The following is a 14828-nucleotide window of genomic DNA, read 5'->3' on the forward strand; positions in this document are numbered from 1 at the left end:
TGTACGTTACTTGCCGTACGATAATATCATGCTCTTAGGATTCAAGACGGAACTCAAACTCAACCATCAGCAGCGTACCGACCTGCTGAAACATTCTGGCGTAGCGCGTCATGCGTGGAATTGGGGACTCGGACTAACCAAACAAATTCTTGACCACAACCAAGCAAATCCAGAGAACAGAATTAAATTCCCTTCTGCAATTGACTTGCATAAATGGTTGGTGGCATGGGTGAAGCCTGAAAATCCCTGGTACTTTGAGTCCTCAAAATGTGCGCCTCAATATGCGCTGCGAGATTTACGACTGGCTTGGGATAGGTGCTTTAAGAAAGTCTCAGGGGTTCCCAGGTTTAAGAAGAAAGGTAAAGGCGACTCATTTGAGTTGGACGGCACAATCAAGATTCGTGGTACTCGTCGAATTCAGGTTCCGAAACTTGGCATCCTGCGAACTTACGAAGAGTTGCCGCAAGTGCCCATCAAGAATGTCGCGATTAGCCGCACCGCCGATAGATGGTATCTCTCATTCCGAATTGAGGTAGAGCCGATCGCATCGCCTAAATCAGTTGATGTTGTGGGAGTGGATTTAGGCGTGAAGTCTCTCGCCACTCTCAGCACGGGCGAAGTCTTTGAGGGTGCGAAATCGTATCGCAAACTTGAATCAAAGCTGTCTCGACTGCAATGGCTCAATCGCCACAAACAGCGAGGATCAGCCAACTGGAAGAAAGCGCAAATCAGAATTGCCCGATTGCACCAACGGATTGTCAACCTCCGCAAAGACACGCTCCACAAGCTCACGACTTCTCTTGCCAAGAACCACAGCACGGTAGTCATTGAAGACTTGAATGTATCTGGAATGATGGCAAATCACAAGCTGGCAAAAGCCGTAGGTGATATGGGCTTCTATGAGTTCCGTCGTCAGTTGGACTACAAAACCAGGCTGTACGGATCAGAACTCGTCATCGTAGACCGCTGGTTTCCGTCGAGTAAAACTTGCTCGAATTGTGGAGCCAAAAAAGAAGTACTCACTCTCTCTGAGCGCGTGTTCACCTGTGAGCATTGCAGATTCAGTCTTGACCGAGATCTGAATGCGGCAATCAATTTGAAAAACGCGGGAAGCCATCCCGTGTCAGCCTGTGGATCGGGTGAAGCCGACTTCTCCGAGTTGAAGCAGGAAGATTTCAGTTTGTTAGCAAACGTTAGTAAATTATGAGCGGAACCATGACAGTTTTGACCTTAAATCTAGATGCGATTCATCTAACAGACGATCAGTTTTTTGAACTCTGTCAGCACAATCAGGACTTGAGACTAGAACGCAATTGCAAAGGAGAACTGATCATCATGGCACCCGTTGGAGCAGAGGGCGGCAGTCAAGAAGCGGATTACATTGGCGATTTGATCATTTGGAATCGTCAAACAAATTTGGGGCGGGTTTTTAGTTCGTCCACAGGTTTCACACTTCCGAATGGTTCTGTCCGTTCTCCTGATGCTGCCTGGATTGAAAGAAGCCGATGGGAAGCACTCACCCTCACTCAACGCAAGAAATTTGCACCCATTGCCCCCGATTTTGTCATCGAACTGCGCTCCGAAACAGACGAGCTAAAAATGCTACAAGACAAAATGCAGGAATATTTGGAGAACGGTGTGCGTTTGGGCTGGCTGATCAATCCTCAAGATCAACAGGTTGACGTTTATCGACTTAATCAAGACGTTCAGAAGTTGGGGCTTCCGATCGACTTGTCGGGTGAAGCTGTTTTACCTGGGTTTGTTCTTTCGGTGGAGCGATTTAGTAGTTAGGTTGTCGCTTGCTTCAGGTGCAATGATATAGCGACGCATCTTCAAGCCAATACGAACCCGTTAGTAGTACGATCGCCTGTCCCTTTCACGCTTTAGAATCTGATCATACAGGTTGTACAACGCTACCCAGATTGCAGCAGAGAACGCTACCACAAATACAATTGCTAGAACTAGTGATTCAGAATGTATTTCATCTGGTCATACATCAACAACGAAGTGGGAATGGATACGCCGCAATTTTGAATGCTTTCCTGTGACTACCGAACTTTTCTAAATAGCGCCTTCTAAATCGCCTCAAACGAGACATCCGCAACTGGAAACTGTCTCCATTCAGTCGCATCAAAGTGCCACCACTCAGTTTGTAGCCCAACGAATCCGTGCTTTTCCATGATTCGCTCTAGCGTTGCTCGATTTGTTTTGACGGTATTGCTTAAACTATTGTAGTCGCGGTGAGCACGATCGCTAAACTCATCAAACTCAGTCGGCATTGCTAAATTTTTGCCTGTGCGATCGACCAGCGTCACATCCACCGCAGATCCTCGATTGTGTCTCGATCCATAAACTGGGTTTGCTACATAATTGGGATCAGGCTTGAGTTGCCACATGCGTTTTTGCACCGACAGCGGACGATAACAATCGTATACTTTGAGTCCTAACCCTTGCGTTTCTAATTCTGTTTGCACTCGTGATAACTTTTCTGCCACGCTGATTCTCAAAAAGCATTTTGCCTGACGGTATAACTTTTGTTTTGTAAAATTATTTGTCGTTGCATAGCGAATATCCAATACAATATTTGGACTGATCGCTTGAAGATTTACAAATTCTGCTTTGGTGGCGCTAATAGACGGCTGACTCTGAGTGACAATCGCCCAGCCCACCAGCACAAAAATCAGCCAATTCAGCACTCTGGTTCCACATCTTTGCATTGCATCGTCCACTCTGATTTATCGGATGAGATCAGAAGCCAGATTGTTCCTGATCTCTCAACCGTTCTACTCTAGAGTGGGCAATTGCTCGAAAAAGTAGCGCTTTTATACAATAAGACTAAATTCTGAACGCCTAACGAGCCTGAGACGTGAGCGTTACCCCCATCATCCCCCAGGTTTTAAGAAATTCTCGAAATAACTCCTGACTCGCATTGGACAAATCGCCATCTGGATCGATGATTCCCCCGACAATGACAGTGCCGCGATCGGTGCAAAAACAAAGACGCTGCCCCTCCTCATCCGGTTGGATAAACAGCTTCCCATACGCCAACACCTGCCCAGAACTGCCCGAAACTGCAAATCGCATAACTCAACTATTTTGAACACCATCGCTATTGTGACGCACGATCGTCCTCCCAAAAATCTGGCAGCGTGATTTAGTCTCACCCCCAATCACCGATTCGAGCGTTTGATGTATTCCTTTAGTTAGGCTTTTGGTGCATCTTCGCAGAAGTCTTGTCTCTTTTCTTTTTCGCTTTTTCTGCAAAATGGCATACTCAGTTAAGCCAGCATGGGAAGGAGTGAGATTGTGGGATTGGGAAAATGGGTTGGGCTTTTGGCATTTGCGGTGTCAGCTTACATTTTGTGGCAGATTCATCAGGTTTTGCTGCTGGTGTTTGCGGCGGTGATTTTTGCCACTGCACTCAATAGTCTGGTGCGCCGAATGCAGCGGGCTGGCTTAAAACGAGGGGCGGCAACTGCACTCTCGATCGCGCTCTTCGTCATTCTCTCGATCATCTTTGTCGGGCTGATTGTGCCACCGTTTATCACTCAGTTTCAACAGCTTGTGGAATTGGTGCCCAAGGGGTTAGACAATCTTCAGAAACGGTTTCAAGACATGCAGGATATGATTCCTGGGTCATCACAATACTTGCCGGGCATTGATGATCTGATTCAACAAATCCAACCGCTAGCCGGGCGAGTCGTCGGAAACTTCTTCTCCTTGTTCTCCAATGTGCTGGCGGTTTTGTTAAATCTGCTGCTGGTGATCATTCTGACGGTCATGCTGCTGATCAATCCCCAACCTTATCGTCGAGGGTTTGTGCTGTTGTTTCCGTCGTTTTATCGGCGGCGAGCGGATGAAATTCTCGGACTGTGTGAGGTGGCGCTGGTCAACTGGGTCGGCGGCATTTTGATCAACATGGTGGTGATTGGGGTCGTCAGCGGCATCAGTTTGTGGATTTTGGGCGTGCCATTGGTGCTGGCAAATGCGTTGTTAGCCGGGTTGTTAGAGGCGATTCCCAATGTGGGGCCGGTGTTGAGTTTGGTTCCGCCGATGGCGATCGCCTTACTCGATGCCCCCTGGAAAGCGGGCGCTGTAGTGATTTTGTATATTGTCATTCAGCAGCTTGAGCAGTATTTGCTGGTGCCATTTGTCATGTCAAAACAGCTATCGCTGCTTCCGGCGGTCACGCTCTTATCTCAAGTAGTTTTTGCCATCTTTTTTGGCTTTTTGGGATTGTTTCTGGCGATTCCGCTGGTGCTGGTGGGTCAGATTTGGCTGAGAGAGGCGTTGGTGAGAGATATTTTGGATGAGTGGAAGAACGATCGCTACGACAAGACTGAACCGGAATTTTTGCAAGCAGAGGAGCCTTTGCCGGAGCTAGAAGAAGGGATGAGGGATGAGGGATGAGGAATGACTTTGGACTTTGGACTTTTTTCTCTCGTCTGCCCACTTGACGGAATGAAAAATTCTCATATTCTCTCTGAAAGGCTGTTACTTGTTGTGAGACGAGGCAGCACTTTGACATCCCAAAAATCTGGTCAAAACTCATTAGTTTGTGCATTGTCCAGAACACAGTATAAACCTAAGCAGTTGATCCAGCAGTTCGGGTTGAAAGGTCATCGTACTCATGTCTTTGGTTCAGTAGTTCATTAAATCTCAACTTCTGACTTTGATGCAATTTATTTTACAATCCCTACTCTGAAGCTCAGACAGCAAATTGCGGCCCTGGAGGAACAGTCCAGATCTTTGGAGTCACGCCTCAGTTAAACTGTTTTGTCCGTTTACTGCTTTGCTGGAACAACTTTCAACTAAAAACTCGACAAAACATTGCACTTTGGGAAGCAAGTAACGATTGCTAGGAAAGATGGCGTAAATTCCCACATCATTCTCATCTTCGTATTCCGAAAGGATGTGAATCAGTTGTCCAGATCGCAGCGCCTGATCTGCCAAAAATGCCGTCACACGAGCAATGCCCAAACCTGCCAGAACCGACTCATACAGGGCCATCCCACTATTGACGGTAAAATTTCCACCCACGCTAATTTCTCTCACTCCAACAGGATCGCAAAAGCGCCATTGATTCAAGGTCGTTTTGTAGGCATTCAGGGCGAGGCAATTGTGAGTGGCTAAATCATCGGGAGTTGTGGGAGTTCCATAGCGATCGAGATAGGCTGGAGCCGCACAAAGAATCCGGCGATCGGAGACTAACCGACGGGTAATCAGAGCAGAATCTGCCAGTTCACCAATGCGAATGGCAACATCGATACTGTCACCCACAATATCTACTAAGTCATCGGTCAGCGCTAATTGAATGCTGAGGCGGGGATAGTGGGTCAAAAACTCAGGAATGCGCGTTAGTAGATGACGATGGGCGAACAGGGTTGAACAACTAACGTGCAGAACACCCTGCGGGGCTGCGCTGTGATGTTTTGCCTCGCGATCGGCTTCTTCTAAATCTGCCAAAATGCTGAGACAACGATTGAAATAGCGCTCTCCCACTTCGGTCAGGCTGAGGCTGCGGGTGGTGCGATTAAACAGACGGACACCCAACTGATCTTCAAGCTGGCTAATGCGGCGACTGATAGCTGATGGATTAATTTCTAATGCTGCCGCTGCTCTGGCAAAGTTGCCGCTGTTGACGACTTGCACAAAGACTTCTAAATCGTGTAAACGACTCATGATAATTAATGCGTTTTTAGCATGACAGTGGTGCCTGAAAAAGCCATTGTTATTTTTTTGAGCATGAATCTACACTTAGGCTATCGAAGCTTGTTTTGCAAGTCCATCATCAACCTGCGAAAAAACTTTCACAGAAACCACAGAATTTTGAGTCGTTTTTACACCCCAAAAACTAATGATGAAATGCACTACAGATCAACAGTCTAGCCGTCGGCAAGTGATTCAAACTGGGCTGGCTGGACTGGCAGGAGCCGCTACAGTTGGATTAACTCCGAATGGATTAACTCTGAATGGATTAACGGCGAACGCTCAGCAGCCAGCCCCTCAGCCCACAGATGCAAAAGGGCGCTTTGCTGGAAAGGTGGTGATGATCACTGGCGCAACCTCTGGAATTGGGCGATCGGCGGCACTTGCCTTTGCTCGTGAAGGAGCGAAAGTCGGTTTCTGCGGACGGAGAGAAAACCTGGGTGCTGCGGTAGAACAGGAAATTCGGCAAAGTGGTGGCGAGGCGACTTATCTCAAAGCAGATGTGATCCAGCCGAGAGAAGTTGAATCGTTTGTCGATCGTATCGTGGAAAAATACGGTCAACTGGATATTGCGCTGAACAATGCGGGAGATATACTCTCCAAACCCCTCCACGAGATTACCGTTGAGGAATGGGACTGGGTTCAGAATACGAACCTACGGGGTGTTTTTCTTGCCATGAAGTACCAGATTCCACACATGCTGAAGCGGGGTGGAAATATTGTCATTACTGCCTCACAGCATACTATAGCCACCCGACCGGGGTTTTCTGGCTATGCTTCTGCAAAACGGGCGCTCTTGGGTTTAGCACAAGCGGCAGCATTGGACTACGGGCAGCAAGGGATTCGAGTGAATGTGCTTTCACCTGGAATCACGGATACGCCGCTATTTCAGCGATCGACCGGAGGTTCAAAAGAGAAAGTAGAAGCGGCTCGACAGTTGGCAGATGCACTGAAGCGAATTGCCACCGCAGAGGAGATTGCCGAAGCAGCATTGTTTCTTGCATCCAACGATTGTCCCTACATTACAGGTACGTCTCTTCTAGCTGATGGGGGTATGATGTCCGGTCTGTAATTAAAGGTTACAAAATCATAATCATTGTGTCGTAAAAGTCATGTCACAAATCTCTCAACCTCTACGTCGATCGTGATTCACAACCTCACGACAAAGTTTTTCAACACTTATCAACGAGGATAATAACTCATGGAGTACCGCTTTCTGGGCAAATCTGGCTTTAAGGTTCCTGCGTTAAGTTTTGGCGCAGGTACTTTTGGTGGCAAAGGACCGCTTTTCAGTGCTTGGGGTAATACGGATGTAGATGAGGCGAAACGCTTGATCGATATTTGCCTTGAGGCTGGCGTGAATATGTTTGATACCGCCGATGTCTATTCTGACGGAATCTCGGAATCTATTCTGGGGGAAGCAGTCAGATGTCGCCGCGACCAAGTAATTTTATCGACTAAAATTACGCTTCGTGTGGGCGAAGGTGCAAATGACGTTGGAGCTTCTCGCCATCACCTTATACAGGCTACTGACGCTGCACTCAAACGCCTTGGTACGGACTATATCGATCTGCTGCAATTACACCACTTCGATGCGATGACACCCATTGAAAGCGTGATGTCAACGCTTGATGACCTAGTGCGTGACGGGAAAGTGCGCTACCTCGGAGTATCCAATTTCTCTGGCTGGCACCTCATGAAATCTCTGTCTGTCGCAGATCGCTATGGTTACTCGCGCTATGTCGCCAACCAGACCTACTACTCACTGATCGGTCGCGATTATGAATGGGAGCTGATGCCATTAGGTCAAGACCAAGGTGTTGGGGCTGTTGTGTGGAGTCCGCTCGGTTGGGGACGTTTAACCGGAAAAATCCGGCGGGGACGGCCTTTACCTGAGGACAGTCGGTTACACGATACGGCTAAGTTCGGGCCGCCAGTTGATGATGAGCACTTGTATCGGATCGTCGATACGCTCGACGAAGTGGCGGTAGAGACCAATAAAACCATTCCACAGATCGCCCTGAACTGGCTGCTGCAAAGACCCACCGTCGCGACTGTTCTAATTGGTGCGCGCAACGAGGAGCAGTTGAGGCAGAATCTTGGGGCAGTCGGCTGGAACCTCACCCAGGAGCAAATTGCAAGACTAGATACGGCAAGTTATTTGACACCGCCATATCCCTATTACCCCTATTGGAACGGGCAATTTTCCGAACGAAATCCGCCACCTGTATAAACCCCGAAAAGAGAAATGCAAAGTTGCCGCTGTTCATAACTTGGACAAAGACTTCTAAATCAACGAAAATTTTCGATCGTTTTCCACACCATACTGGCGTTTCTCTTTTGGCAGATGGGGGCATGATGTCTGATCTGTAGTTGAGATTTGCAAAATTACAATTATTTTGTCGTAAAAATCATGTCACAAACTGCTCAACGAATGCGCCGATCGCTGCTCACGTCCGCGATCGCAACACTGACAACTTTTGTTCTAGGAATCTTTACTAAAAAAGCGCAAGCTCAACCCAGCGATAGCTACACTCGCGGCATTGAAACGCTCAAGCGAGTCGGGGGTAATGATTACGATCGCGCTACTCGCCCACTAGAAGCATTTTCGCCAGATTTAGCCCAAATGGTTGTGAACCATGTGTTTGGCGATGTTTTATCTCGACCCGGACTGGATTTGAAACAGCGAGAAATCGCGATCGTGGCGGCATTAACTGCGATCGGCTCGGTACGTCCGGCACTGAAGTTTCATATTCATGGAATGCTGAATGTCGGCTGTACGCCTCAAGAAGTGGTAGAGACGATTCTGAATGCCGTTGTGTATGCTGGCTTTCCAGCCGCGCAAGATGGAATGACGATCGCGCGGGAAGTGTTCAAAGAGCGTAACCTTCAGTTCAAGCCTGTTTCAGCCAGACCGGAGGGCGATCGCTACCAGCTTGGGATTCAAAATTTGCAACAAACAGAAGGCGATCGTGTCAAAACCATTGCCACTCGGTTTGCCACCCTTGCCCCCGATTTACCAAGGCTAATCGTTGAATTTGCGCGGGGTGAAATTTGGAATCGGCGCGGACTCAGCCTCAAATCTCGCGAGTTTGCCACGCTAGCGATGGTCACGGCTCTCGGCAATCAGAACAATTCAGTTGAGGCTCACGTTGAAGGGGCATTGCGGGCGGGCGCAACGGAGACTGAAATTAAAGAATTGCTGATGCAAATGACCGTGTATGCAGGTTATCCCAAAACCCTGACTGCCATTGCTGCCGCGCAGCAGAAACTTGTCGCTCTCAAACAACAGGGAATTCCGCCTGCTAGTCCACAACCAGAGCTAGAAAGTCGGCGGCAGGCAGAAAGCAATGAGACTCGCTACCGCCGGGGTTTAGACGCTCTCAATCAAATTAGCAAAGCATCGGGTGAGGCAGTGGTGAACAGCTTTGAAGATATTGCTCCTGACCTCGGACGCTACATCGTGGAATTTGCCTATGGCGATGTCTTTTCTCGTCCAAATCTCGATCTAAAAACCCGTGAACTGGCAACCGTTTCTGCCTTGACTGGGTTGAATACCACGGCTTCAGGGTTACCGCTCAAAGTCCATATCAATGGAGCCTTAAACGTAGGAGCCAATCGTCAGGAAATTGTTGAAACTATCCTACATATGCTTCCCTATGTTGGCTTTGTGAAAGTGCAGCAAGCAATGGCTGTAGCGGAAGAAGTGTTTAAGGAACGAAGTGCTTAAGGTTAATTCAAAGACCATGAAAAACTTTAATCTGAGCATCACCCGCAGCGCGATCGCGTTCATCATTGGTTGTCTCACATGCATCTCAATTTCAACTCAATTGAGCAATCCCCAACCCACACAGCAGTTGTTGGAATTTACAGGACGCTACATTGCTGCCATTTCAGATGGTGATTTTCTTGCCAGCACCTATGCAGATGGTAAGTTGCCTGCTCAAGGGGTGAGTGATCAACTCTCGATCGTAACTTTGCCACTCAACGGAAAGCAGGAAGCGATCGCGCAAATTAATGCTTCAAATTCAGTGATTGGAGCGCCTTATGCGCTGGCGCTATCACCCGATTATCGAACTGCATTTGTCGTTGAAACCCTTGGAGCAATGCCAGCGAATGCGACTCGAAGAGAGCAACTTCCTTCTGGCAATCAATTGGTGGCGATCGATTTATCCAATCCCCGTCGTCCCATTGTTCGAGATCGAATTGAAGTTCCTCCTAAGCCTGAAACGGTTCATGTTCATCCCAATGGAAATTTACTAGCAATTTCAACGCAGACTCCAAACAAAGAAATTGTTTTGATTCCAGTTCAGAACAATCAACTCGGTCAACCGACAGAATTTTCCCTTCGTCAGATCGGAATTCAACCTGACCCAAAGTATTTCCAAAATGGATTGTACGCGAGTCAAGTTCAGTGGCATCCGTCTGGAAAATATCTAGCTGTAAATCTGGACTACCGAGATGAAATTGTCTTTTACGAAGTCGATCGCAACGCTGAAGGGGCACTGCAACTGACTCCCTGGGGTTCACCCGTGAAAGTTGGCAAAGACCCGTTTACAGGACAATTCACCCCTGATGGGCGCTTCTATCTCAGCAGCAATTGGGGGCGCAATTTTGGTGAACAAATCAAAACCTTGGAACAACGATTACCCGAAACGCGAGGAACAGTATCCGTCATTCAACTTGCTCCATTAAATACGTCTGGAACACAGCATCGAGTGGTTTCAACTGCGATCGCCGATCTTTCACCCGAAAGTTTAGCAATCAGTCCAGATGGCTCAAAGGTCGTGACTGTAAATATGCGTGGGACTGCCTTCCCGACTAATTCACCTCGATTTACCCGTCAAGCAACCTTGAGTTTGATGATGCTCGATCGCGCATCAGGTCAGCTCACGAAACTCAAGGATTATCCATTTGAGGGAATTTTGCCAGAGGGTGCAGCCTTCGATGCTAGCGGTAAGGCATTAGCCGTCACGATCTATGACTATTTCACCCCAAAACCCGAAGGTGGAATCGAATTCTGGCGAGTCATCGAAAAGCCAACTCCAGAGCTACAACGAACAGGGTATGTTGTTGATATGGGTCGGGGTGTTCATCAAGTGTTAGTCGCTCGATAACGTTTCGGTTGGGCGGCTGTAAATATCCTCGACATCCACACGAAGATTTTGCGGTAGTGAGATCAAGCGAATTGTTATACGGCTGTAAACTCGGTTCTCGTTATCCCTCTAATGTCACGCTAGAAGAAGTAAAATCACTAAAAAACGACGTAACCTTTTTCCGGCAAGTATTTTAGCGTGAATTCGATGAAATCCTTCGCTGCGGTGATCGCTCCGGGCTGCCCCCTAAATGCCCCAAGTTTGGGGGACTTTGAGCAAAAAATCCCGTCCGGAAGTCCTCCAGATTGGGGGGTTGGGGGGCGAAAGTGCTGAATCACGAAGCGAAAAAACTCTGTCGAATTCACGTTATTTTAGCGTTCATAATTTGCTTCTATTCCTTCAAAAGAGCAGTCACTGAAACGATCGCCAACCTCCACAAAAGGGGATTCGCTGATGCGGGTGATTGGAGTCCGCTGTTACCCGCCCCCAACCGCAGCGAAGTGATGAGCATTCTCAGCCGCCCACGCCGCAAAGGATAAGCGCAAGCGTCGAAAAGTCATACGGTAGGGGCAATCCCCCTGTAGCTGCCCGAAGGCCTGGAATCGGAACGAGGGCAGCATTCCCTACCGTAGAGTTTCACATCCCCAGTCGTCATGCCAAAATCACAATCATCTCTCTGGGTCGCCCTGGATGCGGAAAGAGGGTACGCGAGGGCATGACCCCTACCTGGAAAATCATGCTTCGATTCAGCAACGCCTCTTTTGCAGGAGACGGACTCTCCCCCAACGCCTGTGTTTTGCCTGGCTCAACTCTGCCAAACCCATGCCACAAATTTTTGCCACAGCGACATCTTATGGACTGCCTGGGACTGTTTTGTCTCACCGCAAGCTTCATTCAATTCTCGATCTTGCTGACCATTGGGGTTGTTGGTGCGGTAGTCGAGCAGCCAATCGCAGCCTAGCGTCATCAGGCTATCTAAATTGAGATTCCAGAGAATTATGGTGCCGTCATCACTGCCAGACGCGATCGTCTTTCCATCGGGGCTGAAACTCACGCTGCTGACAGAACTGCTGTGCCCTTTGAGCGTCTGCAACTCTCGTCCCTGCAAATCCCATAGCTTCACCGTGCTGTCATCACTGCCAGTGGCGATCATCTGACCATCCGGGCTAAAACTCACGCTGTTGACAGCACCGCTGTTCCCTTTGAGCGTCTGCAACTCCCTTCCCTGCCTGTCCCACAGCTTCACCGTGCTGTCCCAACTCCCAGAGGCGATCGTCTGTCCATCCGGGCTAAAATTCACGCTGCTGACAGCATCGCCGTGCCCTTTGAGCGTCTGCAACTCTTGTCCCTGCCTGTCCCACAGCCTCACCGTGTTGTCCCCCCACCCCCAACTCCCAGAGGCGATCGTCTGTCCATCCGGGCTAAAACTCACGCTGTAGACGTGATGGCTGTGCCCTTTGAGTGTCTGCAACTCTCGTCCCTGCCTGTCCCACAGCTTCACGGTATTGTCAGTACTCCCAGAGGCGATCGTCTGTCCATCCGGTCTGAAACTCACGCTGGTGACAGCACTGCTGTGCCCTTTGAGTGTCTGCAACTCTCGTCCCTGCAAATCCCATAGCTTCACCGTGCTGTCAGTACTCCCGGAGGCGATCGTCTGACCATCCGGGCTAAAACTCACGCTGCGGACAACATAGCTGTGCCCTTCTAACCGATTGCGCTCATTGATGCGATAGACCACCTGTTGCAGATTAGCTTTCACCTGCATTGATGTTCCGCTATCCAGGTCTTTTTCCCACTGCTTCAGGTTGTGCCCCGCCTTCAAGCCCTCCGCCAGAGCCTCCAACGTCAATTTAGATGCAGACAAATTAAGCGAAGTCGAACTTTGGGCGCTCAATCTAGCTTCGTTTCTTTGAAGGATCGCCACCCGCCGCTGCTGAAATGCAAAAACCGCGATTCCCGTCGATGCGATCGCCAACCCTCCCACGATCCCTACAAACACCCGCTGTTTTTTTGCCTCTGCCCGTTGCCGCGCCGTCTCCCCCCTCCGACTCGCACCAAGATACTCCCCCTGAAGCTCCGTCGGCTGAGGCTGCTTACTCGCCCCCTGCGTCAACCACTGCTCCGCATCCTCCAGATCACTGCCCCGCAGCAAAAAACTCTCATTGCGCTGCTTGCCCTCCCACTCCACCGCCCGTTCCGTCAAGCGAGTATGTGATCGCACATACCCCAAATCCATCTCGATCGCCCCAACCAAATCCCGAAACCCACGATCGAACTCATCCGTTTCCCGAAAGAACAGCCAATTGTGCTTCGACAACACCGGATGCACCTTTGCCATCTCAAACCCATCCCGCCGCACGATCGGCACCACCCGCTTATTGTGCCTGACCGCATGATCAATCTCATCTCGACACACCTGAGACGCGATCGCATCAGGACTGATCACAAACACAAAGGTATTCGTCCCCTCGATCCCCCGCTCGATCTCATGCCACCAGTCAGCCGTCAGCGGAATATCCTGCCAATCCACCCAGGTTTCACGCTGGTCAGCCAACAAAGCCTCATGCAACCTTTCGACAAACACCTTATCCTTACGAGAGTAAGAAATGAAAACGTCAGACATAAGAGCGATCGCAGCATTTTACTCCCATTCAGAATAACCGCTCCCACCCTGCCCCCCCGCAAAGTGGCAAAAATTTTTATACCTGAAGCGATCGCCCTTCCGATTCCTCACCTCCAACTCCCGTCAGAAGATGTTTCAAAATGTTCAAAGTCCCCCAGAATGGGGGATTTAGGGGGCTGCCTGGATCTATAACCGCAGCGAAAGGTTTCATCGAATTCACGTTAAAACCCATCCACCGACCAGTGCGGCGGATCATATTCCAGTTTGTAAACTCCATAGGATGCACCCACCGTCCAAAGCTGAGGATTGTCATTCCCATTGCGAGGCGCACCAATGCTCACCGTTCTGCCCGACCCGTTTCTGATATTCAAATTACCCTGCCAATCAATCAGCCAATCGATCGCCAGCGCTTGAGTGTGACGTGATCGCAGCGCCGCCGGATTGCTCCCAATCCCATACGCCTCCACCATTTGCCGCGCAACCTGTAGCGATCCCGCGTTGGTGTAGTGCACCCAGTCAATGTCAACCCCACTCATCGACGGCACATTTTCGGGGGCAATGTCTCGATTGTTGATAGAGACGCTGTAGTGCATCATGTAAGCCCGCTCTGGAGGTCGATACGTGTTGGTGATCTCGATCGTCGCCCCCGCATCTCTGAGCGCCTTTTCAAATGATTGCACCCGCTGCCGAAACGGAGAGGCCAGATCATCGATCGACCGACTCGCCGGGAAAAATCTCACCCACTGGGCCCCACTCAACCGAGCGCGCAGCCGTCTCGCATACTCCGTCAAAATCTCCAACCCAGGCGTAAAATCACTGCCCAATTTCTGTTTGGTTGCCGTCGAAAGCTGCTGCTCTAGCCGCGATCGAAACCCCACATCCAGAATTTTGTACGCCTCTGACAACCCCTTAGCGCTTCTCGCCCCAAAGTCACCATCCGCACTCAGAGCAGGATTGAGCCGACCGATCGCATTCAAGCTGGTTTGCAGATCCCTGACTTCAGACGGCCCATAGTTAAGGTAGTCCAGCAACATGGCTGGGGTCAGGTTTGCGACGCGATAGATAAACCCTTGAGCCAGCGCCTTACTATAACTTCCGGCCCCGACAATGCCATCTGCGGTCAGACCGTTTTTCTTCTGAAAGTCACGAGTCACGCGATCGGTCGCCTGGCCAAAACTGTTGTCGATCCCGCCGATCGGAAAGTTCAAATCTTGTAAAAAACGCTGCCACGCGCCAACAGCGGCCCCCGTAGACCCGACTCTCAAAATGGGTAATTTGAGGGCACTAATCTTAAAAGCCATACGCTCACCTAATCAGAAAAATGGGCAACAGGTTAGTAGGCTTTTAAGTGCCTATCCGAAAACTTGAATTGCCCTGACGACAATACAAGCACAGGATAA

13 protein-coding genes are annotated in these 14828 nt (G+C 49.6%); 8 read left to right on the forward strand and 5 right to left on the reverse strand.

What is annotated here, in order from left to right:
* Positions 1-28 precede the first annotated feature (28 nt).
* Entirely contained in the window at positions 29-1207 is a 1179-nt protein-coding gene (locus ACJ2PR_RS20820) for an RNA-guided endonuclease InsQ/TnpB family protein (protein ID WP_446878396.1), read from the forward strand.
* Positions 1208-1215: 8 nt separating this feature from the next.
* Positions 1216-1791 (forward strand): Uma2 family endonuclease, encoded by a 576-nt coding sequence (locus ACJ2PR_RS20825; protein WP_446871534.1) that lies wholly within the window; start codon positions 1216-1218, stop codon positions 1789-1791.
* Positions 1792-2075: 284 nt separating this feature from the next.
* On the opposite strand, the gene ddpX is transcribed toward ACJ2PR_RS20825, so the two are convergent.
* Positions 2076-2717, reverse strand: a complete 642-nt coding sequence (ddpX, locus tag ACJ2PR_RS20830) for a D-alanyl-D-alanine dipeptidase (RefSeq protein ID WP_446878397.1) — start codon at positions 2715-2717, stop codon at positions 2076-2078.
* A 133-nt stretch (positions 2718-2850) separates the two neighbouring features.
* The gene (locus ACJ2PR_RS20835; RefSeq protein WP_446871532.1) at positions 2851-3084 is read right to left on the reverse strand and encodes a hypothetical protein; all 234 of its coding nucleotides are present in this window, start codon (positions 3082-3084) and stop codon (positions 2851-2853) included.
* Positions 3085-3288: 204 nt separating this feature from the next.
* Here ACJ2PR_RS20835 and ACJ2PR_RS20840 point away from each other — a divergent pair, with 204 nt between their 5' ends.
* A complete protein-coding gene (locus ACJ2PR_RS20840) occupies positions 3289-4410 on the forward strand; it encodes an AI-2E family transporter (RefSeq protein WP_446878398.1) in 1122 nt (373 codons plus the stop codon).
* A gap of 345 nt (positions 4411-4755) precedes the next feature.
* On the opposite strand, the gene ACJ2PR_RS20845 is transcribed toward ACJ2PR_RS20840, so the two are convergent.
* Complete coding sequence (locus tag ACJ2PR_RS20845; RefSeq protein ID WP_446878399.1) at positions 4756-5682, reverse strand: LysR family transcriptional regulator; 927 nt, start codon at positions 5680-5682, stop codon at positions 4756-4758.
* A 175-nt stretch (positions 5683-5857) separates the two neighbouring features.
* Here ACJ2PR_RS20845 and ACJ2PR_RS20850 point away from each other — a divergent pair, with 175 nt between their 5' ends.
* The 5 genes from ACJ2PR_RS20850 (at position 5858) to ACJ2PR_RS20870 (ending at position 11344) form a co-directional block, all read left to right on the forward strand.
* Positions 5858-6781, forward strand: a complete 924-nt coding sequence (locus tag ACJ2PR_RS20850) for an SDR family NAD(P)-dependent oxidoreductase (RefSeq protein WP_446878400.1) — start codon at positions 5858-5860, stop codon at positions 6779-6781.
* A 129-nt stretch (positions 6782-6910) separates the two neighbouring features.
* Positions 6911-7942: an aldo/keto reductase gene (locus tag ACJ2PR_RS20855; RefSeq protein WP_446858171.1), complete on the forward strand. Its 1032-nt coding sequence runs from the start codon at positions 6911-6913 to the stop codon at positions 7940-7942.
* Between the two features lie 180 nt (positions 7943-8122).
* A complete protein-coding gene (locus ACJ2PR_RS20860) occupies positions 8123-9439 on the forward strand; it encodes a carboxymuconolactone decarboxylase family protein (protein WP_446878401.1) in 1317 nt (438 codons plus the stop codon).
* A gap of 16 nt (positions 9440-9455) precedes the next feature.
* The gene (locus ACJ2PR_RS20865) at positions 9456-10826 is read left to right on the forward strand and encodes a beta-propeller fold lactonase family protein (RefSeq protein WP_446878402.1); all 1371 of its coding nucleotides are present in this window, start codon (positions 9456-9458) and stop codon (positions 10824-10826) included.
* 305 nt (positions 10827-11131) lie between these two features.
* A complete protein-coding gene (locus ACJ2PR_RS20870; RefSeq protein WP_446878403.1) occupies positions 11132-11344 on the forward strand; it encodes a hypothetical protein in 213 nt (70 codons plus the stop codon).
* A 266-nt stretch (positions 11345-11610) separates the two neighbouring features.
* On the opposite strand, the gene ACJ2PR_RS20875 is transcribed toward ACJ2PR_RS20870, so the two are convergent.
* Both ACJ2PR_RS20875 and ACJ2PR_RS20880 read right to left on the reverse strand, forming a co-directional pair.
* Positions 11611-13428 carry a toll/interleukin-1 receptor domain-containing protein gene (locus ACJ2PR_RS20875; protein WP_446878404.1) on the reverse strand — a complete coding sequence of 606 codons (1818 nt, stop codon included), beginning with the start codon at positions 13426-13428 and terminating at the stop codon, positions 11611-11613.
* Between the two features lie 221 nt (positions 13429-13649).
* On the reverse strand, positions 13650-14729 hold the full coding sequence (locus tag ACJ2PR_RS20880) for a peptidoglycan-binding domain-containing protein (protein WP_446878405.1): 1080 nt from the start codon (positions 14727-14729) through the stop codon (positions 13650-13652).
* Positions 14730-14828: the final 99 nt, after the last annotated feature.

The organism is Phormidesmis sp. 146-33, from assembly GCF_052939515.1.